Source organism: Phycicoccus sp. Root563, from assembly GCF_001427915.1.
GTDB lineage: Bacteria > Actinomycetota > Actinomycetes > Actinomycetales > Dermatophilaceae > Pedococcus.
The window spans coordinates 2,114,825-2,141,602 of sequence record NZ_LMGM01000001.1 but is presented as its reverse complement, the minus strand read 5'-3'; the positions used below and the strand labels follow the sequence as shown (position 1 = coordinate 2,141,602).

The 26,778-nt window shown below is 71.9% G+C and carries 32 protein-coding genes and 1 pseudogene; 29 read left to right on the top strand and 4 right to left on the bottom strand.

Annotated features, from left to right (window positions below; all coding sequences use genetic code 11):
* Positions 1-3: 3 nt before the first annotated feature.
* Positions 4-363, bottom strand: a complete 360-nt coding sequence (locus ASD62_RS10165) for an ROK family protein (protein WP_235530772.1) — start codon at positions 361-363, stop codon at positions 4-6.
* Positions 364-395: 32 nt separating this feature from the next.
* On the opposite strand from ASD62_RS10165, the pseudogene ASD62_RS20700 reads away from it, so the two are divergent.
* Together ASD62_RS20700 and ASD62_RS20695 are read left to right on the top strand one after the other, a co-directional pair.
* Positions 396-581 (top strand): annotated as a pseudogene (locus ASD62_RS20700) (xylose isomerase); the annotation flags it as partial.
* Positions 582-627: 46 nt separating this feature from the next.
* On the top strand, positions 628-780 hold the full coding sequence (locus tag ASD62_RS20695) for a hypothetical protein (RefSeq protein ID WP_235529341.1): 153 nt from the start codon (positions 628-630) through the stop codon (positions 778-780).
* A 436-nt stretch (positions 781-1,216) separates the two neighbouring features.
* On the opposite strand, the gene csrA is transcribed toward ASD62_RS20695, so the two are convergent.
* The 3 genes from csrA to flgN are packed head-to-tail and all read right to left on the bottom strand — an operon-like array spanning position 1,217 to position 2,521.
* Entirely contained in the window at positions 1,217-1,516 is a 300-nt protein-coding gene (gene csrA / locus ASD62_RS20910; protein ID WP_082580694.1) for a carbon storage regulator CsrA, read from the bottom strand.
* A gap of 56 nt (positions 1,517-1,572) precedes the next feature.
* On the bottom strand, positions 1,573-1,992 hold the full coding sequence (gene fliW, locus ASD62_RS10150) for a flagellar assembly protein FliW (protein ID WP_162254761.1): 420 nt from the start codon (positions 1,990-1,992) through the stop codon (positions 1,573-1,575).
* 16 nt (positions 1,993-2,008) lie between these two features.
* Positions 2,009-2,521, bottom strand: coding sequence for a flagellar export chaperone FlgN (gene flgN, locus ASD62_RS10145; protein WP_056915859.1), 513 nt, complete (start codon positions 2,519-2,521; stop codon positions 2,009-2,011).
* A gap of 200 nt (positions 2,522-2,721) precedes the next feature.
* Between flgN and ASD62_RS10140 the strand changes: the two genes are divergently transcribed.
* The 27 genes from ASD62_RS10140 to fliP all read left to right on the top strand — a co-directional run bounded on the left by ASD62_RS10140 (position 2,722) and on the right by fliP (position 26,761).
* Positions 2,722-3,675: a sigma-70 family RNA polymerase sigma factor gene (locus ASD62_RS10140; RefSeq protein ID WP_369818792.1), complete on the top strand. Its 954-nt coding sequence runs from the start codon at positions 2,722-2,724 to the stop codon at positions 3,673-3,675.
* Between the two features lie 153 nt (positions 3,676-3,828).
* Positions 3,829-4,884: a flagellin gene (locus ASD62_RS10135; protein ID WP_056915858.1), complete on the top strand. Its 1,056-nt coding sequence runs from the start codon at positions 3,829-3,831 to the stop codon at positions 4,882-4,884.
* Positions 4,885-4,966: 82 nt separating this feature from the next.
* Positions 4,967-6,844: a flagellar filament capping protein FliD gene (gene fliD, locus ASD62_RS10130; protein ID WP_056915857.1), complete on the top strand. Its 1,878-nt coding sequence runs from the start codon at positions 4,967-4,969 to the stop codon at positions 6,842-6,844.
* Positions 6,845-6,854: 10 nt separating this feature from the next.
* Positions 6,855-7,238, top strand: a complete 384-nt coding sequence (gene fliS / locus ASD62_RS10125) for a flagellar export chaperone FliS (RefSeq protein WP_200956872.1) — start codon at positions 6,855-6,857, stop codon at positions 7,236-7,238.
* Positions 7,235-7,573 carry a hypothetical protein gene (locus ASD62_RS10120; RefSeq protein WP_056915856.1) on the top strand — a complete coding sequence of 113 codons (339 nt, stop codon included), beginning with the start codon at positions 7,235-7,237 and terminating at the stop codon, positions 7,571-7,573. The genes fliS and ASD62_RS10120 overlap by 4 nt, the downstream gene beginning before the upstream one ends.
* Positions 7,573-8,940, top strand: coding sequence for a flagellar hook-associated protein FlgK (gene flgK / locus ASD62_RS10115; protein WP_056915855.1), 1,368 nt, complete (start codon positions 7,573-7,575; stop codon positions 8,938-8,940). The genes ASD62_RS10120 and flgK overlap by 1 nt, the downstream gene beginning before the upstream one ends.
* Before the next feature lie 76 nt (positions 8,941-9,016).
* Positions 9,017-9,925, top strand: a complete 909-nt coding sequence (gene flgL, locus ASD62_RS10110; RefSeq protein ID WP_056915854.1) for a flagellar hook-associated protein FlgL — start codon at positions 9,017-9,019, stop codon at positions 9,923-9,925.
* A 346-nt stretch (positions 9,926-10,271) separates the two neighbouring features.
* Entirely contained in the window at positions 10,272-10,628 is a 357-nt protein-coding gene (locus ASD62_RS10105; protein ID WP_056915853.1) for a flagellar basal body protein, read from the top strand.
* Positions 10,628-11,026 (top strand): flagellar basal body rod protein FlgC, encoded by a 399-nt coding sequence (flgC, locus tag ASD62_RS10100; RefSeq protein WP_056915852.1) that lies wholly within the window; start codon positions 10,628-10,630, stop codon positions 11,024-11,026. Before ASD62_RS10105 ends, flgC begins: the two co-directional genes overlap by 1 nt.
* 2 nt (positions 11,027-11,028) lie before the next feature.
* Positions 11,029-11,325, top strand: coding sequence for a flagellar hook-basal body complex protein FliE (gene fliE, locus ASD62_RS10095; protein WP_056915851.1), 297 nt, complete (start codon positions 11,029-11,031; stop codon positions 11,323-11,325).
* Entirely contained in the window at positions 11,322-12,914 is a 1,593-nt protein-coding gene (gene fliF, locus ASD62_RS10090; RefSeq protein WP_056915850.1) for a flagellar basal-body MS-ring/collar protein FliF, read from the top strand. Before fliE ends, fliF begins: the two co-directional genes overlap by 4 nt.
* On the top strand, positions 12,914-13,933 hold the full coding sequence (gene fliG / locus ASD62_RS10085; protein ID WP_056915849.1) for a flagellar motor switch protein FliG: 1,020 nt from the start codon (positions 12,914-12,916) through the stop codon (positions 13,931-13,933). Before fliF ends, fliG begins: the two co-directional genes overlap by 1 nt.
* Positions 13,917-14,582 (top strand): FliH/SctL family protein, encoded by a 666-nt coding sequence (locus tag ASD62_RS10080; RefSeq protein ID WP_157581428.1) that lies wholly within the window; start codon positions 13,917-13,919, stop codon positions 14,580-14,582. The genes fliG and ASD62_RS10080 overlap by 17 nt, the downstream gene beginning before the upstream one ends.
* Positions 14,579-15,877, top strand: a complete 1,299-nt coding sequence (locus ASD62_RS10075; protein ID WP_056915847.1) for a FliI/YscN family ATPase — start codon at positions 14,579-14,581, stop codon at positions 15,875-15,877. Before ASD62_RS10080 ends, ASD62_RS10075 begins: the two co-directional genes overlap by 4 nt.
* Positions 15,874-16,302 (top strand): hypothetical protein, encoded by a 429-nt coding sequence (locus ASD62_RS10070; protein ID WP_056915846.1) that lies wholly within the window; start codon positions 15,874-15,876, stop codon positions 16,300-16,302. Before ASD62_RS10075 ends, ASD62_RS10070 begins: the two co-directional genes overlap by 4 nt.
* Complete coding sequence (locus ASD62_RS10065) at positions 16,299-17,318, top strand: transglycosylase SLT domain-containing protein (RefSeq protein ID WP_056915845.1); 1,020 nt, start codon at positions 16,299-16,301, stop codon at positions 17,316-17,318. The genes ASD62_RS10070 and ASD62_RS10065 overlap by 4 nt, the downstream gene beginning before the upstream one ends.
* Entirely contained in the window at positions 17,315-18,901 is a 1,587-nt protein-coding gene (locus tag ASD62_RS10060) for a flagellar hook-length control protein FliK (RefSeq protein ID WP_056915844.1), read from the top strand. Before ASD62_RS10065 ends, ASD62_RS10060 begins: the two co-directional genes overlap by 4 nt.
* Positions 18,902-18,909: 8 nt before the next feature.
* A complete protein-coding gene (locus tag ASD62_RS10055) occupies positions 18,910-19,401 on the top strand; it encodes a flagellar hook assembly protein FlgD (protein WP_056915843.1) in 492 nt (163 codons plus the stop codon).
* A 3-nt stretch (positions 19,402-19,404) separates the two neighbouring features.
* The gene (locus ASD62_RS10050; RefSeq protein ID WP_056915842.1) at positions 19,405-20,649 is read left to right on the top strand and encodes a flagellar hook protein FlgE; all 1,245 of its coding nucleotides are present in this window, start codon (positions 19,405-19,407) and stop codon (positions 20,647-20,649) included.
* A gap of 270 nt (positions 20,650-20,919) precedes the next feature.
* Complete coding sequence (locus ASD62_RS10045) at positions 20,920-21,171, top strand: flagellar FlbD family protein (RefSeq protein WP_056915841.1); 252 nt, start codon at positions 20,920-20,922, stop codon at positions 21,169-21,171.
* A gap of 1 nt (position 21,172) precedes the next feature.
* Positions 21,173-21,949, top strand: a complete 777-nt coding sequence (locus tag ASD62_RS10040) for a motility protein A (RefSeq protein WP_056915840.1) — start codon at positions 21,173-21,175, stop codon at positions 21,947-21,949.
* Positions 21,946-22,854, top strand: coding sequence for an OmpA family protein (locus ASD62_RS10035; RefSeq protein WP_056915839.1), 909 nt, complete (start codon positions 21,946-21,948; stop codon positions 22,852-22,854). Before ASD62_RS10040 ends, ASD62_RS10035 begins: the two co-directional genes overlap by 4 nt.
* A 2-nt stretch (positions 22,855-22,856) precedes the next feature.
* Positions 22,857-23,324 carry a flagellar basal body-associated protein FliL gene (fliL, locus tag ASD62_RS10030; protein WP_056915838.1) on the top strand — a complete coding sequence of 156 codons (468 nt, stop codon included), beginning with the start codon at positions 22,857-22,859 and terminating at the stop codon, positions 23,322-23,324.
* A 189-nt stretch (positions 23,325-23,513) separates the two neighbouring features.
* Positions 23,514-24,386, top strand: coding sequence for a flagellar motor switch protein FliM (locus tag ASD62_RS10025; protein WP_056915837.1), 873 nt, complete (start codon positions 23,514-23,516; stop codon positions 24,384-24,386).
* A 26-nt stretch (positions 24,387-24,412) separates the two neighbouring features.
* Entirely contained in the window at positions 24,413-24,805 is a 393-nt protein-coding gene (fliN, locus tag ASD62_RS10020) for a flagellar motor switch protein FliN (protein ID WP_056915836.1), read from the top strand.
* Positions 24,802-25,794 carry a flagellar biosynthetic protein FliO gene (locus ASD62_RS10015; protein WP_056915835.1) on the top strand — a complete coding sequence of 331 codons (993 nt, stop codon included), beginning with the start codon at positions 24,802-24,804 and terminating at the stop codon, positions 25,792-25,794. Before fliN ends, ASD62_RS10015 begins: the two co-directional genes overlap by 4 nt.
* The gene (gene fliP / locus ASD62_RS10010) at positions 25,787-26,761 is read left to right on the top strand and encodes a flagellar type III secretion system pore protein FliP (RefSeq protein WP_235529307.1); all 975 of its coding nucleotides are present in this window, start codon (positions 25,787-25,789) and stop codon (positions 26,759-26,761) included. The genes ASD62_RS10015 and fliP overlap by 8 nt, the downstream gene beginning before the upstream one ends.
* The last annotated feature ends 17 nt before the right edge of the window (positions 26,762-26,778 follow it).

Here is a 26,778-nt window from a genome sequence, read left to right as displayed (position 1 = left end):
GTCTCAGGAAGCGGTGGTCTGGAGGTACTGCTCGACCTGCTCGGCCGACAGCACGTGCTGGATCACCATGGTGGCCGCGCCGATCACACCGGCGTGGTCACCGGTGCGGGCGGCCACGATCTGGAGGTTGCCGGTGGCCAGCGGCAACGAGCGGCCGTAGACCACCTCCCGGACCCCGGCGAGGAGGCTCTCGGCCGACTGGGCGAGGATCCCGCCGACGACGATGACCGACGGGTTGAGCATGCTGACGCAGGTCGCCAGCACCTCGCCGATCTCGCGTCCTGCCTGGCGGATCGCGGCAGCAGCGGCCATGTCGCCGCCCTTCACCAGGGCGATGAGGCCGCGGCTGTCCGTGGCCTCGATCCCTTGTGCGCGCAGGGCTTTTACGATCGCCGGGCCAGTTCACCAACAATGACCGGGACGTGCGGCGGTTCGCGATCCGCAAGGTCGCCGACAACATCGACCTCGCGGTCGAGCTGGGTGCGCAGACCTTCGTGGCGTGGGGCGGTCGCGAGGGCGCCGAGTCAGGGGCCGCCAAGGACGTGCGCGCCGCGCTGGACCGCTTCAAGGAGGCCTTCGACGTTCCGCGCCGACCCCGAGGTGCAGGCGGCCCTGAAGGCAGCCCGGGTGGACGAGCTGTCCACCCCCACCCTCGCCGCGGGGGAACGCGTCGCGTCCCTGCGGGACGACAGCTTCGACCCCGAGGAGGCAGGGCGCAGGGGCATGGCGTTCGAGCACCTCGACCAGCTGGCCCTGGAGCACCTCTACGGCGTGCGCTGAGGTCGGTATCCGCCTGCTCGTCCCAGCGCGCGGGGGGCGAGCAGGGGAGGGGGAGCGCGGACACTACGTCACTGATCACGATCTGTGAGCAGTGACGTAGTGTCCGGCGAGCCCGGTGCCCTACTGGCCCCGAGCCCCCAAGAGGCCGGGCGAGCGGGGAGGTATGGCGCGGTGGCGAGCAGGCGGCACACCCGTCCGTCGTTGTGTCCGGCCACGACCGGCCGACGACCAGCTGGCTGGCAGCGCGCCAGGTGACGTGCTCAGCCGGCGCATGCGCAGGTCGAGCTGATCGTCGGCTGGTAGGTGCCGCGGGCAGGGAGGTTGCGCGCGGGGGCGAGCAGGCGGCACACCTGTCAGTGGTGGTGGCCGGTGCAAGCGGAGCGCCGACGTATGGCGCGCCCGCGCCATACGCGGGTGGTGCGCCGGGGTCAGGCGGTCAGGCCGTCGGGCGGTCCGTGCCGTCAGGCTCGTCGGGCTCGAGAGCCGCCGCCTCCGCGGCCGGCGCGGACTGCCCACGGATCGCGGCCGCGAGGTCGGCAGCGGCTGACGGCGACGCGGACGCGGCCTCGAGGTTGGCCTTCTGCACCTCGAGGTAGACCTCCTGGCGGTGCACCTGGACGTGCGACGGGGCGTCGATGCCGATGCGGACCTTGTCGCCGCTGACCTCGAGCACCGTGATGACGATGTCGTGACCGATGCGGAAGCTTTCCTGCGGGCGGCGACTGAGCACGAGCACGTCCCGGCTCCTTCCTCGGCCTTCTCAGGCCATGGTCGACGGCTGTGTGCGGCGGGTCAGTGACCCGCGGCGGCCGCCACGAGAGGAGCCCGCAGCGGGAAGTCCTGCCCGCTGAGGACGACCTGCTCGGCCGCGCCGGTGCGTGTGTTGACCACGACCGGAGCGAACAGGTTGCCGTACGCCGCACTGATGTCAGAGCCCACAGTAACGATCACGAGGACCAGGGCATCATCTGCATCGCTGAGGTCCAACCGCTGGGCGGTCACGTCGTCCAGGACCGGGTGGTAGTCCGGGAAGAAGAAGCCGGCCACGGCCGCCACGAACGTCGGACCCGCTCCGTCGACCGGCGCGAGCTCGAAGACCCCGCCGTCGCCACCGATGACGCTGTAGGACTCGGTGTCCGGGAACCCGACCAGGCCCTCGTGGAGCCGGATGGTGGCGAGCTCCGTGGCGTGGGGGCGGGGTGCGGTGGTCATCGTGGTCATCATGCCCTCAGGAGCTCTGGTCGAACAGGCGGCGGGTGGGGTCGTGCTCGGGGGTGCCCGCCGCGCTGTACGTCGACGAGGTGTGCGGTCCGGAGAACTGGGCGAGGACGTCCTCGACGGCCCGGGCGCCGTTGGCGAGCAGGTCGCGGTTGGCCAGCGCAGCCTGGGTGAGGTCGCTGGTGGCCTCGAGCAGGGCGTGGCGGTGCTCGGCGATCACGTGGTCCCAGGGGGCCGGCGCTGCTGCGGCGATCTCTCCCAAGGAGGCGTCGTCCGAGAGCATGAGGGCCTGGGCGGCGGGCGCGGTCTCGATGGCGCGCATGAGCTCGGCGGTGCGGATCTGCTGGAGCAGCTGGTCCACCTCACGGGTGGAGCGGGCGATCCAAGTGGCCCGGCCGGTCTCGACGAGGGCACGCTGCACCTCGACGCGGTAGGCGAGCAGCTCGAGGAGGTCCCGGACCCGCCACAGGGACTCCGAGAGCTCGGCGCAGGCCATCGCGGCCTTGTCGTTGTCGACCTTCATCACGGCCTCCCCATCGGCCGGGTCGACGTCGATGTGAGTGTTTCGTCGAACTTTCGGTCCTGCGGACGCTCGCGCCGGAGGCCCGCGAAGGTGTCGGGACGCTCCTCGACATGGTCGGTATTCCGCCACACGGAACTTCTTGACCAACGGCATACCTTCCGCGTCGTCCCTTCGGCTGACCTTGCTCAGCCGAAGAGGCTGTGGGCCCCACTGGTGTCTGGGAGCACTCGTTTCGCACCACCATCCTCTACAACGTGACTGTTACTGGATGTCGAGAGCGGGGTTCGGCGAGCGTTGACGCCGAGAGGCTGTGCCGAGAGCACCTGGCCGTCGTTCACTACGAGGTGCGTTCGTTGAGCGTGCGACTGCCGTCGCACGTCACGCTCGACGACCTCACGTCCGCCGGCATGGCAGCCCTTGCTGCTGCGGCGCAGTCCTTCGACCCCGAGCGCGGGGTGCCGTTCGGCCGGTACGCAGCCCGCCGCATCAAGGGCGCCCTCCTGGACGAGCTCCGCTCGCTCGACTGGGCGTCCCGCAGCCTGCGCGCCAAGGCCCGTGAGCGGGAGGCCGCCCGCGACGCCCTCTCCAGCTCCCTGCGCCGCGAGCCCGACGACCGCGAGCTGGCCACCCACATGGGGGTCAGCGTCGACGAGGTCCGCGAGCTCGGCCGTGACCTGCACCAGTCCGTGGTCCTGCGCCTCGACGCCCTCGTCGACGCCGGAGCCGACTCGATGCTCCCGCGCCACAGCCAGACACCCGAGGCCGTCGTCGTCGAGCGTGAGCGCGAGAGCTACCTCGACGCCGCCGTCGAGTCCCTCCCCGAGCGCCTGCGCGTCGTCATCCGCGCCACGTTCTTCGAGGACCGTCCGCTCAAGGAGGTCGCCGACGAGCTCGGGGTGACCGAGTCGCGGATCTCGCAGATCCGGACCGAGGCGCTCAAGATGCTCAAGGACGGCATGAACGCCCACCTCGACCCCGACCAGCTCCCGGCGATGGACGAGGGCCTCGTGGCTCGCCGTCGCGCCGCGTACTACGCCGAGATCGCGGGCCGGGCCAGCCACCGCCAGCGCCAGACCATGCAGGCGGCCGCCCACCAGGGTGGACGCCAGGGTGGACGCCTCGGAGCAGTGGACCGGTTCGCCGCCGGTCAGTAACCCCCACAGGACCTGCCGGGAAAACTTCTCGGCAATTTCCTCAAGTGCGTCAGTCGCCGGCCGATGAGGCTGGTGTCGGTCCACTGAGGAAGCGACAAACGGGCTCGTCACGGATGACGGCCCGCGACCCCATTCAAGGAAGAGGAAACCATCATGGGTCTTCAGATCAACACCAACGTTTCGGCGATGAACGCGTACCGGAACCTCAGCTCCACCCAGAACGCGATGTCCACCAGCCTCGAGCGCCTGTCCTCGGGCCTGCGCATCAACAAGGCCGCGGACGACGCTGCCGGCCTGGCGATCAGCGAGAAGCTGCGCGCCCAGACCAACGGCCTCAACCAGGCCACCGCGAACGCCCAGGACGGCATCAGCCTCATCCAGACCGCTGAAGGTGCCCTCAACGAGACGCACTCCATCCTGCAGCGCATGCGTCAGCTCGCTGTCCAGAGTGCCAACGACACGAACAGCACCGAGGACCGCGCGGCCATCCAGAAGGAGGTCACCCAGCTCACCGGTGAGCTCGACCGCATCTCCGGGTCGACCCAGTTCAACGGCAAGAACCTGCTGGACGGCACCTTCAACGGCAAGTTCCAGGTCGGCGCCAACTCGGGCCAGAACCTGACCGTGTCGATCACCAAGACGGACACCACCACCCTCGGCCTCGGCAACACCACCAAGGCCTCGTCCGCCACGGGCGCCGTCGGCACCCTGACCAGCGGCACCCCGGTGCAGGGCTCGTTCACGGTCGACACCGGCAAGGTCAAGGACTCCGCCGGCACGGTCATCGGTGCCTACGACGACACGACCAAGGCAGTCACGTTCAACGCGGACAACGGCGGCGCCGTGGTCACGTTCGACAAGACGGTCCTCTCCGGTGGCACCTCGGGCTCGTTCTCCATCAGCAAGGGTGTCGACGTGTCGACGCAGTCGGGTGCCGACTCGGCCCTGTCCGCGATCGACAGCGCCCTGGGCCTCGTGTCCGGCCAGCGTGCCGACCTCGGTGCCGTGCAGAACCGCTTGCAGCACACGATCAACAGCCTCAGCGTCGCCGCCGAGAACGCGTCCGCCGCCGAGTCCCGCATCCGCGACACCGACATGGCCAAGGAGATGACGTCCTTCACCCGGTCGCAGATCCTGCAGCAGGCCGGCGTCTCGATGCTCGCCCAGGCGAACTCCGCTCCGCAGTCGGTCCTCAAGCTGCTCGGCTGAGTCCGTGACGTGGCCCGGGACCGGGGGAGACCTCGGTTCCGGGCCCGCACAGCATCCCTGGCGATAGGAAGGAGGCGACACCGTGGCCTCGATCGACGGACTCGTCTCCGGACTGAACACCACCCAGATCATCAGCCAGCTGATGAGCGTGGAGCGCGCCTCGGGCAGCTACCTGACCAAGGGCAAGACCGAGAGCCAGACCATGGCGACGGTCCTCCAGGCGCTCAACGCCACCCTCACCGGCCTGCAGACCGCAGCCAAGGCGATGATCCCCGACTCCATCACCAAGGCGTCGGCCTGGACCCTGGCCACCGCGGCCTCCTCGTCCCCTGCCCTGGCCACCGCGGCGGTCGGGCCGAACGCCCAGACCGGGACCGCCACCTTCACGGTCCGCAGCGTCGCCACCGCCGGTGCCTCGATCTCCTCGGGTTCGGTCGGTTCGCTGTCCAGCGCCGTGACCAACGGCCCGGTGCTGCTCGGCAAGGGCACCGCGGCGCTCGGTATGGCGTCGATCGCCTCCGGGGCGCAGCTCGCCAAGGGCGCTCACACCCTGGCCGTCACCCAGTCCTCCGCCGGCGCCGCCCTCACGGGCTCGGCGCTCGCGGACACCGTCACGATCGACGCCGGGTCCAGCACCCTCTCGGTCGAGGTGGACGGAACCCCCACGTCCATCACCCTGGCGCAGGGCACCTACACGCGTGACCAGCTCGCGGCCGAGATCGGCCGTGCCTCTGGCGGGACCCTGACCGCCAGTGCTGGCCCCGACGGTGCCCTGCGCCTGGCCACCGGGCACGAGGGTTCAGCCGCCTCCCTGCGGCTCGCCTCGGCCAACGCGGCCCTCGGCCTCGCCGACACGAGCACTGTGGCGACGGGCACCGACGCCATCGTCTCCCTCGACGGGGTGGCGACCACGGTCGCCAGCCTCACCCGTGGCAGCCAGGTCACCCTGGGCGGCGCGAACGGCGACAGCATGGTCTTCACCCTCTCGGGTGGGCTCCGTGCCGGCACCGCCAGCGCCACCGTCGTGGAGGTCGGCAACGGGGCGTCCCTCACCCAGGTGGTCTCCTCGATCAACGGCGCCGGCGCCGGCGTCCGCGCCACTGCCGTCCAGGTCTCCGCCAACGCCTACCGGCTGCAGCTGACCTCGCTCACGACGGGTTCCAGCTCCGACGTCTCGCTGGGGGAGGGAGCCTTCCCCCAGGGGCTCTCCGGCCTCGGCGGCTCGGTGGAGCTGACGGCCGGCTCCGACACCCTGCTGCGCGTGGGTACCGGTCCGGGCGCGTTCGACGTGACCTCGTCGACCACGACGGTGTCGGGCCTGTTGCCCGGCGTGACGATCACGGCGGCGAAGGCCGACCCCACCACGTCGGTGACGCTCACGGTGACCTCGGACACCGCGGGCATCGCCAACAAGATGGACGCGCTGGTCTCCGCGGCCAACTCCGCCCTGGGGTACATCGCCGACAAGTCGTCCTACGACGCGGACACCAAGACCGGCGGCCCCCTCCTCGGTAGCTCGCTCGTGCGGGACCTGGCGCAGCGGATCGCGAACTCCGCGATCGGCACGTCCTCGGACCTGCCGTCCATGGCGGGCGTCGAGGTGGGGCGCGACGGCAAGATCGCCTTCGACAAGGACGCCTTCCTCGCGGCATACACCAAGGACCCCGCCGCGGTGGAGAAGACGATGACCGCCCTGGCCACCCGGCTGTCCGACACGGCCAAGGCCGCGGCGGACCCGATCAGCGGGTACGTCACCGGCCAGATCAACCTCGAGCAGGACAAGGTCAAGGACTACACGGACCAGATCGCCAGCTTCGAGAGCCGCATGACCCTGCGGCAGCAGACGTTGCAGCGCCAGTACGCCGCGCTCGAGACCATGCTCGGCAGCCTCAAGGCGCAGAGCGAGTGGCTCACCGGGCAGCTGGCATCGCTGCCCACCCCGAACAGTGGAAAGAACTAGGAGCCCTACCGTGACCACCTCCGCGATGCTGCGGCGCCGCTACCACGGCGACGCAGTCACCACCGCCTCTCCGAACCGCCTCGTCGTCATGCTCTACGACCGGCTGCTCAAGGACCTCAACACCGCCTTCACGGGCGTCGCCGCCGGCGACATCGAGGTGGCCCACCGGAACCTGCTGCACGCGCAGGACATCGTCGCCGAGCTGTCCGGCTCCCTCGACCTGGACCTGTGGCCCGAGGGCACGCAGCTCAAGGCGCTCTACGACTACCTGACCGACCGGCTGGTGCGTGCCAACGTCACCAAGGACGCGACCTTCGTCACCGAGTGCCTCGAGGTCGTCGAGCCGCTGCGCGACGCGTTCGCCGAGGCCGCGCTCGCCCCGGACCCGGCATGAGCGCCGACTCCTGGGCCGTGCGCTGGGTCGTCGCCCTGGCCCAGCTCGAGGCTGCGGTGGACGAGGGCGAGCGCCTCGTGGAGGAAGGCCGCCTCGAGGAGTTCCGGGCCCTCCCGGTGCCCGTCGTGGCCGCCGGCCTGCCCGCCGAGCTCGTCGACCGTGCCCGCACCCTGCAGGACCGCATGTCCGCCCTGACCGACCGGGTCGTGGACGCGATGGCCGCCACCCGTCGTGAGCTGGAGCTCGCGGCCACCGAGCGGGCCGACCGCCCCGAGCGGGCCGACCGTCCGGTCCGGCGCCAGTGGCAGCCGGCCTACGTGGACGCGAGGGCCTGATGTCCGGCTTCAGCAGTCTCGGCATCGGCGCCCGGGCGCTCCAAGCGGCCCAGCGCGGCCTCGAGGTCTCCGGCCAGAACATCAGCAACGTCAACACGGCCGGCTACTCCCGCCAGCGACTGGACCAGGTCGCGGCGGGAGGTTCGCCCGTTCCCGCGATGTACTCGCGCTCCACCGCCTTCGGCGACGGCGTGATGGTCCGGGGCACGGAGCGCATCCGTGACGAGTTCCTCGAGGCCCGGGCGCAGCAGGTGCGCGGCAGTGCGTCGTCGCTCACCTCCAGCGCGGCGACCCTGAAGTCCGTCGAGGGGATCTTCGGCGAGCCGAGCGACACCGGCCTGCAGGCCCAGATGGCCAGCTTCTGGAGCTCGTGGCACGACCTGGCCAACGACCCGACGAGCACGGCCCCGCGCACCCAGGTGCTCGAGGAGGCCAAGCAGCTCGCGGCGACCCTCGGGCGCACCAGCCAGCAGCTGGGCCAGCAGTGGTCCGGCACGCGCGAGGCCCTGACCGTCACCATCTCCGAGGTCAACCGCACGGCGAGCGACATGGCCCGCCTCAACGACGCCATCCGCAGCGCGAAGGTGTCCGGCGCCTCCACGAGCGAGCTCTCCGACCAGCGCGACCAGCTCGTCCTCCAGCTGGGGGAGAGCATCGGCGCGGTCGGCCGGCTCAACGACGACGGCACCGTCAGCGTGACCGTGGGAGGGAGCCAGCTCGTCAGCGGCTCACGCGCGACCGAGCTGCGGGTCGACGGTCCCACCCTGCCGGGCCAGTCCGGTCAGGTCCAGGTCTCGTGGGCCGCCAGCGGCACACCGGCGACGGTCACCGGCGGCGACGTCCAGGCCCTGACGACGGCGCTCACCACGACCATCCCCGGCTACGTCTCGGCGCTCGACTCGATCGCCGCCAAGCTGGCGACCACCGTCAACGCCCAGCAGGCGGCGGGGTACGACCGCAACGGGGCCCCCGGGGCGCCGATCTTCAGTGGCACCACCGCGGCGACGATCACCGTCTCCATGACGGCGACCAACGGCATCGCGGCCTCGAAGGCGGCCCCACCGGCCTACGACGGCGACAACGCGTCCGCCATGGCCGGCCACCTCAACGACCCCACCGGTCCGGATGCCACCTACCGCGGCCTCATCGTCGAGCTCGGCGTGCAGTCGGCGAGCGCGTCCCGGCAGGCCGACGTCCAGGGCGTCATGCTGCGCCAGGTCGACGCGGCGCGCCTGGGCGTCTCCAGCGTCAGCCTCGACGAGGAGATGACCAACCTCATGTCGTACCAGCACGCCTACGAGGCGGCCGCCCGCTTCGTCAGCGTGATCGACCAGGCCATGGATTCCCTCATGAACATGGCTCGCTGACCGATAGGTCTATTGACAGCACGGCCCACCCGACCACCCACCCGACCACGAGCCACGAGAGCACCGGAGACCCGACATGACCCGCGTCACGCCTGCCACCTTGAACAGTGGCGTGATGGCCGGGCTGCAGAGCAGCCTGAGCCGGTTGCAGCAAACCCAGGAGCAGCTCTCCTCGGGTCGTCGGCTGAGCCGCCCGTCGGACTCGCCGGTCGACACCGTGGCGGCCATGCAGCTGCGGGCGGAGCGCAAGCAGTCCGACCAGCTGGCCCGCAACATCGACGACGGCATGGCCTGGCTCAACACCTCCGACCAGGCGCTCAGCCAGACCAACACGGTCCTCACCCGGATCCGCTCGCTCGTGCTCGCGGGCAGCAACAGCACGAACGGCCCCGACGAGAGGCGCGCCATGGCAACAGAGGTCGACCAGCTGCGGGAGGCCGTCCTCGGGATGGCCAACACGCAGTACCTCGGGCGTCCCGTCTTCGCCGGCACCCAGGACACCGCCACCGCCTTCGACCCCGCGACCGGGGCCTACTCGGGCAACACCGCCACGGTGAAGCGCACCGTGTCCCCCGACTCCGGGTCGGGCACCCTGGCCGTCAGCGTCACCGGCGACCAGGCCTTCACGACCTTGCTCCACGACCCCTCGGCGGCCGGTGGCTCCGGTGTCCTCGAGCGCATCAGCAACGCCCTGCGCAGCGGCGACCCCACCGCGATGGACGCCGCGCTCGACGACCTCGACACCGCCTCGGAGGCGCTGCGCTCGACGCAGACCACCGTGGGTGCCCGGACCAACCGCCTGCTCACCGTCCAGGCCAACGGCGAGGTCCGCTCCGATGCGGTCGCCGCGAAGCTCGCCAGCGTCGAGGGCATCGACCTGGCCAAGACGATCACCGACCTCACCCTCCAGCAGACCGCCTACCAGGCGGCCCTCGGTGCGGCGGCCAAGGTCGTGCAGCCCTCCCTGATGGACTTCCTGCGCTGACCCGTATGGTGCCCGCGCGCCCCTGACCGGGCCCGGCGCCATACCGCTGCGGCCGGGTGCCGGCCGGTGCGTTCGCCGGCCCGCTGGACGCGGACCTGCCGAGGACGCACTAGCGGGAACGCCGCGGCATTGCGGCTGTTTGCCCCCTTCTCCTCCGGCCGTCGTGCCCGAGATGGGCCGAACGGTTGATCTTCGTCCCTGACGGCGTTTCGCGCTCAGGTCGACGGGGGCGGTGCCGATGTGGGGACTGGCCATGGATGGCCATCGCCGCCAAGGACGTGTGGCAACACCACGACGTGTCCTTGTCACGCGCCCCCACGCGCGGCGAACGCCCTCCAGGAGAGCCATGATCGACCCGATTGGCGACACCACGATGCGCGCCCTCGGGCAGGCGCTGAACGGCCTGTCCCTGCGTCAGCGCACCATCGCCGACAACATCGCGAACGTCGACACCCCCCGCTTCCTGGCCGGCAAGGTCGACTTCGAGAGCAGCCTGATCTCCGCGCTCAGCAACGGCTCCGACCCCGCATCTGCCGCTCCGACCTCGGCGCGTTCGCTCGAGCCCACCCGTGAGAACGGCAACAACGTCAACCTCGACGAGGAGACCCTCGCCGGTGCCGAGACCGGGCTGACCTACCAGCTGGGCGTCCAGGCCATGACCGACCACTTCCAGCGCATGCGCATCGCGATGGGGAGCGCCTGATGGGCCTGTTCGGTGCGATGAACATCGCCGGGTCCGGCCTCGTCCTGCACCGCAAGTGGATGGACGCGGTGTCGGACAACATCGCCAACATCAACACCGTCCGCCCGACCAGCGGCAACGCCTTCCAGGCGCGCTACGTCGTGGCCCAGGCCGACGGGTACGGCAAGCCCGAGGGCGTCCAGGTCGCCGGTGTCGAGTTCGGCAGCGCGGAGGGCCGCATGGTCTACCAGCCCGGCCACCCGCTCGCCGACGCCGACGGCTACGTCAAGCTCCCCGACATCGACATGTCCGACCAGATGACCCAGCTGATCATGGCCCAGCGCGGCTACCAGGCGAACCTCGCCGTGGTCGAGCGTGCGCAGGCCGCCTACCAGCAGGCCATCGGGCTGGGCCGCTGACCATGGTCATCCCTCCCATCTCCTCGATCGGCGCCCTGCCGCCGGTCACCGCCACCGCTCCCACCGCGGCGGCGAACCCGGCCGGCTTCAGCAACGCCCTCGAACAGGGCCTCGAGAAGCTCCAGTCCCTGCACCAGACGAGCGACAAGATGGCCGTCCAGGCGGTCACCGGTCAGCTCCAGGACGTGCACCAGTACACGATCGCCGCCAATGAGGCCGCCGTCGCCACCCAGCTGACCGTCGCCGTGCGCAACAAGGCCGTCGAGGCGTTCACCGAGATCATGAGGATGCCGATGTGAACGGCTTCGACCCGAAGGCCCTCCTGGGCCGCTTCAACAGGTTGTTCGGCGGCTTCACGCCGGGGCAGCGCGTCGTCACGGCCGTGGCGGCGCTCGCCGTCGTCGTCGGTGGCGTCATGTTCGTCTCGTGGGTGTCCAAGCCCAGCTACGCACCGGTGTTCACCGGCCTCAGCTCGGCCGACGCCGCCGCGATCACCGCCAAGCTCACGGACTCGGGCGAGCCGTACCAGCTCGCCGACGGCGGCCAGACCGTCATGGTCCCGCAGGCCGACGTCTACCAGACCCGCATCACCCTGTCGGGCGAGGGGCTGCCGGCCGGCGACTCGAACTCGCAGGGCTACTCGCTGCTGGACAAGCAGAGCATGACGAGCAGCGACTTCCAGCAGAAGGTCACCTACCAGCGCGCCCTCGAGGGCGAGCTCTCCAAGACCATCGAGTCGATCGAGGGCGTGCAGGCCGCGGTCGTGCACCTCGCCGTCCCGCAGGACGACGTGTTCACCACCGACGCCGCCAAGCCCACCGGTTCGGTGCTGGTCAAGACCGCGCCCGGCACCAACCTCTCGTCGACGATGGTCGACTCGATCGTCCACCTGGTCGCAGGATCCGTGGCCAAGCTCGACCCCGCCCAGGTGACCGTCGCCGACGCCAGCGGCAAGGTGCTCAACGCCGCCGGTGAGAACGGTGGCGGGTCGGCCGGCGCCGACGCCCGCCAGTCCCAGCAAATCGCCGTGTCCGACGCCACCGCCGCCGCGGTGCAGTCGATGCTCGACAAGGTCGTCGGCCCCGGCAAGGCCGTCGTCCGGGTCGACGCCCAGCTCAACTTCGACCAGCAGACGATCGACCGCCAGGAGTACGTCCCGACCAAGCCGAACACCACGCTCACGCAGACCAAGAGCAAGGAGACCTACAACGGCGCCGGTGGCGCCCCGGTCGGTGGGGTCCTCGGCCCCGACAACGTCGGCACCGGGACCACGGGCTCCGGCAAGAACAACTACGTCAAGGAGGACTCGACCCAGACGAACGCGGTCGGCACCCTCAAGGAGCAGACGACCACGGCGCCCGGCAAGATCCAGCGGCTGAGCGTCGCGGTCCTGCTCGACGCCAAGTCGGCGGGCTCGGTCGACCAGACGCAGCTGAGCTCGCTGGTCTCGGCCGCGGCCGGCCTCGACCCCAAGCGTGGCGACGTCGTCCAGGTCAGCCAGATGGCCTTCGACACCACGGCCGCGGCCACGGCCAAGAAGGAGCTCGACGCGGCGGCCGCCGACAAGAAGCGCGCCGACATGATCAGCCTGGGCAAGACCGTCGGGCTCGGCGTCCTCATCCTGCTCGCCCTCGTCATCGGCCTCCTGCGCTCGCGTCGCCGTGGCGGACCGGCCGCCCCGCAGGAGATCGAGGTGTACCGGGTCCCGACCGGACCGGCGCCCGTCGACGCCCTGCTGGAGCAGGCGGAGTCGCGCTCGGCAGCACCGCACCGCGAGAGCGTCGGCGAGCTGCGTGCGCAGTCCCGCGAGACCATCGGCACCCTGGCACGCGAGCGCCCCGACGACGTGGCCCGCCTCCTGCGCGGCTGGATCGCGGACGGCAGCTGATGACCGTGATGACGACGGAGCTCACCGGGCTCCGCAAGGCGGCCGTGCTCCTGGTGCAGCTCGGCAGCGAGGACTCCGCGCACGTCCTGCGTTCGCTGCGCCCCAGCGAGGTCGAGGCCCTCACGGCCGAGATCGCCCGGCTCGACGGCGCCGACCTGCACACGCAGGACGTCGTGCTCGGCGAGTTCACCTCGATGGTCCGCGCCCAGGAGTACTACGTCCAGGGTGGCATCGAGCTGGCCGAGGAGATGCTCGTCAAGACCCTCGGCCCCGAGCGCGCCAAGGACGTCCTGTCCCGCCTGAACACCTCCCTCTCGCAGACGCCGTTCGCGTTCCTGCGCCGCGTCGACGCGCGCCTGCTGCTGACGTACCTGCAGGACGAGCACCCGCAGACCATCTCGCTCGTGCTCGCCCACATGGCCACCGACCAGGCCGCCATCCTGCTCAGCGGCCTCCCGGAGGAGATGCAGGCCGACGTCGCGCACCGCCTTGCTGTCATGGACCGCACCGCACCCGAGATCGTGCGGCAGGTCGAGAGCCACCTCGAGCACCGCCTGGCCAACCTCGTGCAGAGCTCGGACTACACGTCGGTCGGGGGCCTCGGCCCGCTCGTCGGCATCATCAACAGCTCCGAGCGCTCGACCGAGCGGCTCATCCTCGAGGGCCTCGAGCAGCGCGACCCCGAGCTCGCCGAAGAGGTCCGGGCACAGATGTTCATGTTCGAGGACATCGTCAACCTCGACGACCGGGCGGTCCAGGCCGTGCTGCGCCAGGCCGACACCAAGCAGCTGGCCCTGGCCCTGAAGGGTGTCTCGACCGAGGTGCGGGACAAGATCACGCGCAACATGTCCGAGCGTGCGGGCGCAGGCCTCGTCGAGGAGATCGAGGTCATGGGCCCGGTCCGGCTCAAGCAGGTCGAGGAGGCGCAGGCCGTCATCATCCGCCTGATCCGCTCCCTCGAGGAGTCCGGCGACATCATCGTCTCGCGCGGGGGTGGCGGCGATGACCTCGTCCTCTGACCTGCGTCCCGCGACGGTGCTGCTGCGCAGCTCCGCCACGGCCGGGGTGCGTCCCGCCCTGTTCTCGACCCGGCAGCTCAGCCACGCCTCGGGTGTCGTGGGAGCCGGCTCCGTGTCGTCCCAGCAGTTCGAGGAGGGGCACGACGCCGGGTACCAGGAGGGCCTGCTCGCGGCAGCCCGCGAGCAGGAGCTCTGGGTCGAGCAGGCCGCGGGCCGCGAGCAGGCCGCCCGGGCCGAACGCGACCGCCGGTTCGCCGCCGAGCTCGACGCCCTGCGGGCCGCCGTCGCCGACGCGACCGCGTCCGCGACCGTGGCTGACGTGTATGCGGTCGCCGTGCCGATGGCGGTCGAGATCGCCGAGGCCCTGGTGGGCCACCACCTGCGCGTCGACGACTGCGCCGCCCGCGACGCGGTCGAGCGCGCCCTCGTCGGCATCCCGCGGGGCTCCGACGTGACGGTGCACGTCCACCCCGACGACACCGAGCTGACCCCCGACTCCCTCGCGGACCTCGTGCCCGGCTGCGCCGTGCACGTCGTCCCGGACGCCTCCGTCGAGCGCGGTGGCTGCCTCGTCGACATCGGCGACCGCACCATCGACGCCCAGCTGGGCGCGGCGCTCGCCCGGGTCCGGGAGGTGCTGTCCTCGTGAGCCCCGTCCTCGACGACCTGCTGCGTGCCGCCCGGCCCCGCGTGACCGGGCGGGTGACCCGTGCCCTCGGTGTGGGCATCGAGGTCTCCGGTCTCGACGTCGCCGTGGGTGAGGCGGTCGAGGTCCTGGGCGACCAGGGCCCGATCCTCGCCGAGGTCGTCGCGCTCGACGGCGACGCCGCGCGCTGCCTGCCCGTCTCCGACCTGCGCGGTGTCCGCCGCGGCGCCGTCGTCGCCTCCACCGGTGGCCCCCTCCGGGTCCCGGTCGGGGCCGGCCTGATCGGCCGCGTGGTCGACGCCCTCGGCCGGCCCATCGACGGCGGGCCGGCCCTGTCCGACGTGACGTGGGAGACCTCGGACGGCACGCCCCCGCCGGCGATGACCCGCGACCGGATCGACACCCAGCTCGGCCTCGGCATCCGTGCCATCGACACCCTCGTGCCGTGCGGTCGTGGCCAGCGCATGGGCATCTTCGCCGGGTCCGGCGTCGGCAAGTCCAGCCTGCTCTCGATGATGGTCCGCGGCACCGAGGCCCCGGTCTGCGTGCTCGCCCTGGTCGGTGAGCGCGGTCGCGAGGTGCGCGAGTTCGTCGAGCACGACCTCGGCCCCGAGGGCCTCGCGCGGGCGGTCGTCGTCGTGGCGACCTCCGACGAGCCGGCCCTCGTGCGCCTGCACGCCGCCTTCACCGCCACCCGCATCGCCGAGTGGTTCCGCGACCAGGGCCAGGACGTCCTGCTCTGCATGGACAGCGTCACCCGCGTGGCCATGGCGCAGCGCGAGGTGGGCCTCGCCGCGGGTGAGCCACCGGCCACGCGCGGCTACCCGCCGTCGGTGTTCGGCCTGCTGCCGCGCCTGCTCGAGCGTGCCGGCACCTCCCACTCCGGCAGCATCACCGGCCTCTACACGGTGCTCGTCGAGGGCGACGACATGAACGATCCCATCGCCGACTCCGTCCGCTCGATCCTGGACGGCCACATCGTCCTCGACCGCCGGCTGGCGACCTCGGGCCACTTCCCCTGCATCGACGTCCTCGAGTCGGTCTCGCGGACCACCCGTGCCCTCACCGACGGGCCGCAGCGGGCGGCCGCGTCGTCCCTGCGCCAGCTGCTGGCAGCCCGTCGCGACGCCAAGGACCTGGTCGAGATCGGCGCCTACGTCGCCGGGAGCAACCCGCTGGTCGACCGTGCCCTGCAGTTCTCCGCCCCCATCGACCTGTTCCTGCGCCAGGACCTCGACGACGTCGCCGACCTCGGTGAGAGCTGGTCGGCCCTGCACCAGCTGGCAGGTGCGATGTGACCGCCCGTCGTGACCGCCTCGCCGTCGTGCTGAAGGTGCGCAAGATCCAGGAGGAGCGCCGTCAGGCCGATCTCTCCCGGGCCCTCGCCGACGCCGCCGTGGCCCAGGGCCACGCGGACGCTGCCCTCGAGCGCTACACCGACGTCACGCAGGCCCCCCAGGTGCTCGGTGCCGCGGCGTTCGTCGCTGCCCGCGCCCTGGCCAGTGGCCGCGCCGAGCAGGTCGCCGTCGCCACGAGCCGGCACGAGCTGGCCGTCGGCGAGAGCGACCGGGCGCGGGCGCTGCTCACCGAGGCGATGACCCGCACCTCGGGTCTCGAGCGCCTCGTCGAGCGCGAGGACTTCATCGCCCTCCGCGGGCTGCTGGCCGCAGACCAGCGGGCTGCCGAGGAGAGCGCCGGCGCGCTGAAGCGAGGCCTCTCATGAGCATCGACACCGTCGGCCCCGCGGGCGCGCTCGCTCGGATCGCTGCCATCCAGAGCCGGTTCACCGTCGCGGCCCCGACCGCGACCACGAGCACCTCGGCGACGTCCGCCGCCGCCACGACCGCCACCTCCGGGTCGACCTCGACGTCCTTCGACGACGTGCTCGGTAGCGCCCTCGACCAGGTCAAGGCCCTTCAGGCGCAGTCGATCTCGGGTGCCTCGAGCACTGGTGGCGACCTCGGTGCCCGGGCGGTGGACGCCGCGAAGAAGTACCTCGGCGTCCCCTACGTGTGGGGCGGCACCGACCCGGCGAAGGGCCTCGACTGCTCCGGCCTGGTGCAGCGGGCGTACGCCGACGTGGGCGTGACCCTGCCCCGTGTCGCCGCCGACCAGGCGCGGATGGGGACGGCCGTGCCGGACCTCGCCCACGCGCGGCCCGGGGACCTCGTCGCCTTCGGCAGCCCCGTCGACCACATCGGCATCTACGTCGGCGACGGCAAGATGGTGGTGGCCCCGCGGGCCGGCCAGGACGTCAAGATCCAGGACGTCTACCGCACCCCCACGGCCATCCGGCGCATCGCGGCGCCGGCCGACCCGTCCTCCGCCGCCGTGGGTGGCACGGGTGGCCCGGCCGGTGTGCCGGCCCAGCTCAAGAGCCTGTTCGCCAGCGCCGCCCAGCGGTATGACGTCCCGGTCGCCCTGCTCACGTCGGTCGCCAAGGCCGAGAGCGGCTTCAACCCGAACGCCGTCAGCCCCGCCGGTGCGGTGGGCCTCATGCAGCTGATGCCCGCCACCGCCCGGGGCCTCGGGGTCGACCCGCGCAACCCGGCGCAGGCCATCGACGGTGCGGCGCGCCTGCTCGCCAGGCACCTCGACACCTTCGGGTCCACCTCGCTGGCGGTCGCCGCCTACAACGCCGGCCCCGGTGCCGTGCAGCGGTACGGCGGTGTGCCGCCCTACCGGGAGACCCAGCAGTACGTGCAACGCGTGATCGGCTACATGGGAGGTGCCGCGTGACCCGCGTCGAGATGTTCCCCGTCGCCCCGGCGACCCCCGTCACCGCACCGGTCGGCGGCCGCAACGCCGACGACGGTGCGGGCTTCGAGGTGGCCATCCGCTCCCAGCTCGACTCCGGTCGCGGTGTCCACGCCCGCGACCGGGTCGACCCAGCGGACCCCCGTGGCCGTTCCACCGTGAGCGAGCGCAGCCAGCGCCCCACTCCTGACTCGGTGTTCGAGCGCCCGGACCGTCCGATCCAGTCGGACCGCACGGACCGCACCGACCACCCGCACCACCCGATCCGTCCCGGCCACCCTGGCCACCCCGCGCGGTTCGAGCGGCCGACCCGGGACGAGTCCTCGGCCGGGCCCGTCCACGGCAAGGACCCCTCAGCGAGCTCGTCGAAGGGCGCAGGGGACTTCGTCGCCCGCGCGTCGCAGCCGTCCTCCGAAGCAGACCACGCACCCGAGCCCGGCACGACGACGGCCGTCGGTACCCCGACGACCGGGGGCGAGGCGACGGTCGTCGCGGCGGGTGCGACCTCGTCCGCCACCTCCAATCTGAGCGCCTCGACGCCGGGTGCCCCCGACGGCACGTCCGCCGTCGCCGCGGCGACCCAGGCCGAGGCGACCGCTGCCACCGACGCCCTCCCCACCGGTGCCGGTGACGTGGCGGCAGGGACCCCGGCTGCGGGCACGACCGACGCCGACCAGGTCGCGGCTCGACCCGAGGGCGGCCAGTCCGGTGGAGCACAGCCCGGTGAAGCCCAGTCCGGTGGCGCCCAGTCCGGGACCGGGCAGGGCGGCGCCGGTCAGCAGGGTTCCGGCCAGTCCGAGGGCCCCGTCCCGACCCTCGTGCACGGCCGCCCGGCATCCCTCGGTGGCGTCGCCTCGTCACGCGCCGACGCCGGCACGGACACCTCGGTGACGGGGGCGGCGCCGACCGGCCAGGTCACGCCTGTCGACGCTGCCACCGTGCCGGTCACGGCGGGCGTCGCCCCGGCCCTCGCCGCGGCGACGGTCACCTCGGGACTCACCTCCACGGCCGCAGCCGATGCCGCTGCGGCGGCGTCGGCGACCGCACCGGCCGCACCCGCCACGGGCACCACCGCTGCGTCCCCCGCAGCGACGGCCCCGGCAGCCAACCCCGTGGTGCCGCTGCCCCCGCAGGCGCAGGTGCTCAGCGCGGTGTCGCCCCTGCTGACCGGTCCGGACGGGACGCACCGCGTCACCGTGCACCTCGAGCCCGAGAACCTCGGCAAGGTCCGGGTCCAGCTCTCGCTCAGTGGGGGAGAGGTGGCCCTGCACCTCATCGCCGCCGACGCCGCCACCCGGGAGACGCTGCGACAGGGGCTGCCGGAGCTGCGGGCGCAGCTCGAGCAGTCCGGCCTGCGGACGGCGGAGATGGACGTCCAGTCCGGACCCTCCGACCTCTTCGGCCAGGCCGGGGCGGGTGCCGGCACCAGCGGTGGCCACGCGCCGCGGACCGGGCACGGCGCCATACCGCACCACCGCACGACCACCGCCGACACCGCCCTGCCGAGCCCGAGCCCCACCACCCGCTCCCTGTCCCACGACGTCGCCCTCGACGTCAGAATGTGAGCCCGTCCATGACGACCCCGATCGGTTCGAACCCCGCGGCCACGGCCGCGGCGTTCAACGCCCAGGCTGCCGCCAACGCGGCCGCGGCGACCCAGGGAACCTCGAAGACGTCGACCGGCAACGAGATGACCGGCGACGCGTTCCTCAAGCTGCTCGTCGCCCAGCTGAAGTACCAGGACCCGAGCAAGCCCGTGGACAGCGCCGCCTTCATGGCGCAGACCGCGCAGATGCAGATGGTCGAGACCCTCCACGAGCTCGTGGCCCAGAACGCCGCCGTCATCGCCGGCCAGAACAGCCTCAACGCCCTGACCCTCGTGGGCCAGCGCGTCACCTACTCCGTGGGCAGTGCCACTGCCACCGGCACCGTCGACTCGGTCAAGCTCACCGCTGCCGGGCCGAAGCTCATCGTCAACCACACCGAGGTGCCGCTCAGCACCGTCACCGAGGTCGGCACCGCCACCTCGTCCACGTCTTCCGCCCCCACCACCGCAAAGGACTGACCCATGCTTCGCTCCCTCTTCTCCGCCGTCTCCGGTCTGCGCAGCCACCAGACGATGATGGACGTCATCGGCAACAACATCGCCAACGTCAACACCACGGGCTACAAGTCCGGCCAGACGGTCTTCGAGGACACCCTGAGCCAGGCCGTGCGCAACGCCGGTGGCGCCTCCCAGGGTGGCGGCGGCACGAACGCGGCCCAGGTCGGCCTCGGTGTGCGGGTCGCCGGCATCGCCACGAACTTCAGCCAGGGCAGCACCCAAGTGACCGGCCGCCAGGGCGACATGGCCATCCAGGGCGACGGCTTCTTCGTCGTCCAGAAGGACGGCCAAGCGATGTACACCCGCGCCGGGTCGTTCTCGTTCGACTCGCTGGGCAACCTGACCACGCCGGAGGGCGCCACCGTCCAGGGCTGGCCCGCCGCCAACGGCGTCATCAACACCAACGCCTCGACGAGCGGTCTCAAGCTGCCGTTCGGCCAGGTCCTCGCGCCGACGGCCACGGGCACCATCGACATCGGTGGCAACCTGCCGTCCGACGCGGCCAACGGCGCCAGCGTCACCCACAGCATCGACATCTTCGACGCCCAGGGCCGGACCATCCCCGCCTCGACGACGTACACCAAGACCGGCACCAACGCCTGGACCGCGACGACGACCGTCCCCGGCGCCAACGGCAGCCCGGTCACCGTCGGCACGACGAACCTCACGTGGAACCAGACCACCCAGAAGTTCAACACCGACACCATGACCCTCGGCCGCGCCGCCATGGCGACCGCGGGCTACACCTTCCCCGGCGACGTCACGATGAGCATCGGTGGCGACGCGACGCCGCTGACGCAGTTCGCCGGCTCCAGCTCGGCCACCGCCCGCACCCAGGACGGCTCGACCATGGGCCAGCTGCAGAGCTTCACGATGGACACCAGCGGCATCCTCGTGGGCGTCTTCTCCAACGGCCTCACCGAGAAGCTCGGCCAGGTCGCGATCGCGAACTTCGCCAACCCCGGTGGCCTCGAGAAGGCCGGGGACTCGATGTACCGCGGCAGCGCCAACTCCGGCCAGGCCCAGGTCGGCGTCGCCGGCACCGGCGGTCGCGGCCAGCTCAACAGCGGCGTCCTCGAGATGAGCAACGTCGACCTGGCCCAGGAGTTCACCAACCTCGTGGTCGCCCAGCGCGGCTTCCAGGCGAACTCCCGCGTCATCTCCGCCTCCGACGAGATCCTCCAGGACCTGGTCAACCTCAAGCGCTGAGCCTGGCGCTGGACCACCCACCACGGGCGGTGGGGTGCGGGAGAGCCGCGCCCCACCGCCCGTCGTCATGCCCGCGGTCGGGAGGCTCGTCGTGCCCACCGCCGGCCCGGTGGTCGGCCCGGCGCCATACCCCGCCGGTCCGGTCCGGCCGCCTGCGTCCCTTTCCGGACGTGGGCACCCAAAGCCCCTCAGGTATGGCGCGGGGCTGCCGATAAGAGGGGTGCGCGCCACGGATGGTCGCGCTTGTTTGGACCCAAGGACGGACGCACCATGATCGCTGTCACGCGCCGAAACGGCACATGTTTCGCACTCAACCCTGACCTCATCGAGCGGGTCGAGGCCACCCCCGACACCGTCATCACCCTCGTGGGTGGGACGCGCTACGTGGTGACCGAGTCGGTCGAGCAGGTCGTGGCCGAGGTGCGCGACTTCCGGGCCGCGGTCATCTCCGCCGCCGACTTCGTCCAGCACTCACCGTCGCAGCGCGCAGGCCTGCACGCCGTCCGGGACTCGGACATCTGAGATGGAGATCGCAACCCTTCTCGGCATCGTCGTCGTCTTCGGGGCGGTCGTCGCCTCCCTCATCATGGAGGGCGCCTCGCCGACCTCCATCCTCCTGCTCCCGCCGATCATCCTCGTCTTCGTGGGCAGCATCGGTGCCGCCATGGCCGGTGGGTTCATCACCGACATGGGGCTGATCTTCAAGCAGCTCACCCTGGCGTTCACCGCCAAGGAGCCCAAGAGCGACGAGGTCGTCGCCGAGCTGGTCTCCATGGCGGACACCGCCCGCCGCGAGGGCCTGCTGGCCCTGGAGGAGCGGGCCCGCAGCATCGAGGACCCCTTCCTCAAGGACGGGATCGAGATGACGGTGGACGGCACCGACGGTGACGAGATCTACGACGTCCTGCACACCCAGATCGCCACCCGTCGCAAGCGCGACAAGCTCGGCATCAAGTTCTTCGCCGACATGGGCGGCTACGCGCCGACCATCGGCATCATCGGCACCGTCATCGGCCTGATCCACGTCCTGGGCAACCTGGGCGCACCGGAGAAGCTCGGCGAGCTCATCGCCAGCGCCTTCGTCGCCACCCTCTGGGGCGTCATGAGCGCCAACGTCATGTGGCTGCCGATCTCGAGCAAGCTCAAGCGCGTCAGCGAGGCGGAGATCGCCCACATGGAGCTGCTGCTCGAGGGCGTCCTCGCGATCCAGTCGGGCACCAGCCCGCGGGTCGTCGAGAAGCGGCTCCGCGCAGCCCTGGCCGACGGAGGCGGTGGCGACGTCGCTGCCGAGGCCGCATGAGCGCCCGGGCCGGCGGCGGTCGCCGCCGGGCCGAGGAGCACGAGGAGCCCGAGCACGAGAACGCCGAGCGGTGGCTCCTCAGCTACGCCGACATGATCACCCTGCTCATGGCGCTGTTCATCGTGCTGTTCGCCATCAGCCAGGTCGACCAGGCCAAGCTCATCGCCCTGTCGAACGGGCTCGAGCAGTACTTCGGTGAGCCGGCGGCGGTGTCCGCGTCGACGGGCATCCTCAACGGTGGTGTCCAGGGCCAGCCCGACAGCAAGGCGATCGGTCCGACGCCCCCGGAGAGCATCGTCCCGGTCCTCGTGAAGCCCAGCACGTCGGGCGAGGCCTCCGACGCGGGCAAGGGTGCGGGCAAGGGCGCCGGCACCGGTACCGGCAAGTCCCAAAAGGACGACCTCACCGCCATCCGGGACCGCATCGCGAAGTCGCTGGCGGCCAAGGGCCTGTCCGGGTCGGTGCAGTTCCAGGTGCGCGACCACGGGCTCGTCGTCAACGTCGTCACCGACCGCGTGCTGTTCGACGCCGGTGAGGCGACCCTGCGGCCCGAGGGGCGCAAGGTGCTCGACGCCGTCGCCCCGATCCTCAAGACCCTGCCCAACGAGCTCACCGTCGAGGGGCACACCGACAACGTGCCGATCACGGGCCAGTTCCCCTCCAACTGGGAGCTGTCGACGGAGCGGGCGACCACGGTGCTGCGGTACGTCCTCAGCCGCGGGGTCGCCGGCTCGAAGATCTCGGCCTCCGGGTACGCCGACCAGCGCCCGCTGTCCTCCAACGCCACGGCCGCCGGCCGGGCCCGCAACCGCCGGGTCGCGATCGTCGTGCACGCCCTGCCCGAGTCCACCGTGCAGACCACCTCCAAGTCCGCCTCGTCCATCCCGTCCATCCCAGGAGACTGACCATGAGCGCCACCGCCACCGCGCCGGCCCCTGTGGCCGCCGCCCCCGAGCCCAAGGGCAAGAGCAAGAAGCTCCTGATCGTGATCGTCGTGGGCGTCCTCGTCCTCGGCGGCGCCGGGTACTGGTTCTTCCTGCGCCCCTCCGGGGACACCGCCGCCGCGAAGGTCCCCGTGCCCGGCAAGGTCGCCGACCTCGAGCCGCTCACCCTCAACCTCGCCGACGGCCGCTTCCTCAAGGTCGGGCTGTCCCTGCAGCTGTCCGCGGACGCGAGCGCCGGTCACGGCGCCGACGAGTTCAACGGCGCCAAGGCGCGCGACGCGGCGATCCAGATCTTCGGCCAGCGCACGTACGCCCAGCTCCTGGCACCCAAGGGGCGCGAGGCCGCCCGCAAGGCGCTCGACACCGAGGTGAAGCACCGGTACGAGGGCGAGGTCCTCAAGGTGTACCTCACCGAGTTCGTCATGCAATGACCCCCTGACCCGGGTGGGGACGCGTGAGGTCCCCCGTCCACGCGCCCCCAACCCGAACAGCTCCACCGCACCGCCGCCCACCGCGGCGGTGGTCACCCGGCCAGAGCCGCCTCCCTCGTGGGGTCGTCCTTTCGGCCGGGTTCTGGACAAAGCCTCAGGTGGGCACCCCACCTGCCGATCTGGGGCTTCGTGAGTGCCGAGCCGTTGTCCTACGACTTCCGCAGTCCGGGCCGGCTCAGTCGTGAGCGGGTGCGGGCCCTGCAGGTCGCGAACGAGACCTTCGCCCGTCAGCTGTCGACGGTGCTCTCGACGACCCTGCGGACCGTGGTCCACGCCCGCGTGCTCTCCGTGCGCCAGGTGACCTACGACGAGTACATCCGCACCGTGCCCAACCCCAGCCTCCTGGCGGTCCTCTCCTTCGAGGAGCAGCCCGGCACCGCGCTCTTCCAGCTGCCGATGGGCGTGGTCATGAGTGTCATCGACCGGCTGCTGGGCGGCGCCGGCGGCAGGGTCCAGCCGATCCGTGCCCTGAGCGACATCGAGACCACCCTCGTGCGTGACCTCGTGCAGCGGGTCGCCGCCGAGCTGACGTATGCGTTCGAGAGCCTGGCGCCCGTCCGGGCCGGCCTCGAGACGCTCGAGTCCAACACCCAGTTCCTCCAGGTCGCCGTGCCCGCGGACCCCGTGGTGGCCAGCGAGGTCGAGGTGCGCATCGGCGACCAGGCCGCGACCGCCACCCTCTGCATGACCCTCGCCACGCTCAAGCCGATCCTCGCGTCCGTCGACGCGCTGTCGGCCGTGGCCGCCGCCGACAGCCGCGTCCTGGCTGCGGCCCGCGTGGTCGAGGCCCGCCTCCAGCAGGTCGAGATCGACGTCACCGTGGCCTTCCGCGAGGTGACGCTCACCTCTGCGGAGGTCTTCTCGCTCGCGGTCGGCGACATCGTCCCGCTGCGCCACCCCGTGGCCGAACCGCTCCTCGTCGCCGCGGACGGCGTCCCGGTCGCCTCGGCCACCCCCGGCAGCCACGGCAAGCGGCTCGCCGCCCAGATCGTCACCCCCTGATCCCCGCCCCACCCGAAGGACACACCATGAAGTTTGACGAGACCCAGGTCGCCGACTCCCCGGTCGACGCGCCGGTCGACGTGCCGCTCGAGGGTGTCCCCGCGCCCGCGGCTGCCTTCCAGCCGCTGGTGGGTGGCTCGCCGTTCGCCGACGTCGACCCGCGCCGCCTGCACCTGCTGCGCGACGTGGAGATGGGCATCAGCGTCGAGCTCGGCCGGACGCGCATGAAGGTCCAGGAGGTGCTGTCGCTCGCCCCCGGTGTCGTCCTCGAGCTCGACCGCGCGGCCGGGAGCCCGGTCGACGTCCTGGTCAACGGCACGCTCATGGCCCGGGGCGAGGTCGTCGTCGTCGACGAGGAGTTCGCCGTCCGGATCACCGAGGTCGTCAGCGCAGAGGCTGACGCGCGGGGCCGGGCATGACCGACGGCTCGGTCGTGCTGGCGGTCCTGCGCCTGCTCGTCTCGCTCGCCGTCGTTCTGGTGCTGCTCGTCATGCTGGCCCGCTGGGCCTCCAAGCGCGGCCTCGGCTCCGGCCGTCCGGGTCGCTCGACGGTCGAGGTCGAGGTGCTGTCCCGTCGTTCGCTGGGCAAGGCCTCCACCCTGCAGGTGGTCAAGGTCGGCTCGCAGGTCATGGTCCTCGGGGTGACCGACCGTGGGGTCACCGTCCTCGGCGAGCTCGGCGACGAGGACGTCGTCCCTGCCACGCCGCCGCTGTCCGTCGTGCGCTCGGTGCTGCCCGCGGGCGTCTCGTCGATCGCTCCTGCCGTCTCCCCGGGTGCCCCGGTCACGCCCGCCGCCCACCCGCTCGTCGCGTCGGACCCCGGTGCGTCCGCTGCGGGGCCGTTCGATCCCTCCGCGTCCGCCCAGGCCTGGTCGGCGCCCCTCACCGCCCCGGTCGCGGCGCCGGCCGTCACCCCTGCGCGCTCGGCCACCTGGGCCGAGGCCGAGAACCGCGCCCTGGTCGCCGCCGGCCTGCAGACCCGCAGCAGCGCCCGCGCCGCCCGCGAGGCGAGCAGGGCGAACCGGCCCCGCCGCCTGTCCCTCGGCGCGCTCGCGCCCGCCGCCCGCCCCCGCCGCCAGCACCGGTCCGCCCAGGCGGTGCCGACCCTGCACGCGATCCAGGCCCTCCAGTCGGCCCAGGCCCCCGAGGCGGCGCAGGGTCTCCACTCGGCGCAGGGTCTCCAGTCGGCGCAGGGTCTCCAGTCGGCGCAGGGTCTCCACTCGGTCCCGGCGGCCCCCGCCCTCCAGCTGGCCCAGCCCGCGCAGAGCCGACGGTCACGTCGGTCGCGCACCATCGTCACCCCGGTCGACTCCCGCGCGACGCGTCGGGCGGCCCAGGCACCGACCGGGTGGCCGTGGAACGCTGCCGCCGTCGTCCTCGGCGCGACTGGGATCAGCCGACGTGGCTGAGCTCTCCCGCGCGCTCCGGCGTCCTGCCGGAGCCGTCTGGCTGCGCCGCGGTGTCGCGGTGGGACTGCTCACCCTCTCGGCGGTGGGCCTGTCGGGCGCCGTCGCCCAGGCCGCACCGTCCGCGGCCGCCTCCTCGACGCAGGTCGGCGTCGCGTCCGTGGCCCCCGGCTCGGTCACCGGCGTCCGGGCCGCCACGGCTCGGACCGCCACCCCCGCGCTCGCCGCCACGACGCCGTTCTCGGTGCCCGGCGCCATACCCTCGCTGGTCGCCGCGCCCACCCCCACCCCGTCGCCCACGTCGACCGGTGGCGTCTCCGTCGAGGTCGACCCCAGCCTGGGCAAGCCCAGCCAGACGGTCAGCATCATCCTGCTGCTCACGGTGCTCTCGGTGGCACCGGCGATCCTCGTGCTCTGCACCTCGTTCACCAAGATCATCGTCGTGCTGTCCCTGACGCGGAACGCGCTCGGCACCACGACCATCCCGCCGAACCAGGTGCTCGCCGGCCTGGCCCTCTTCCTCAGCCTCTTCATCATGTCGCCGGTGCTGTCGGCGATGAACGACTCCGGGGTGCAGCCCTACCTCAAGGGCGAGATCACGCAGAGCCAGGCGTTCGACGCCGGCGTGAAGCCGCTGCGCGAGTTCATGATGAAGCAGACGCGTCCCGCCGAGCTCGCGACGATGGTCAAGCTGAGCGACCAGGCCGCACCGGCCACCCCCGACGACGTCCAGCTCACGACGCTGATCCCCGCCTTCGTGCTCTCGGAGCTGAAGTCGGCGTTCATCATCGGGTTCGTCGTCTTCATCCCCTTCCTCGTCATCGACGTCGTCGTCAGCTCGGTGCTGATGTCGATGGGCATGATGATGCTGCCCCCTGCCCTGATCTCGTTGCCCTTCAAGCTGTTGCTCTTCGTCATGGTCGACGGCTGGAGCCTGATCGCGACCGCCCTCGTGCAGAGCTACCACTGAGGGACCGGGGGACGACA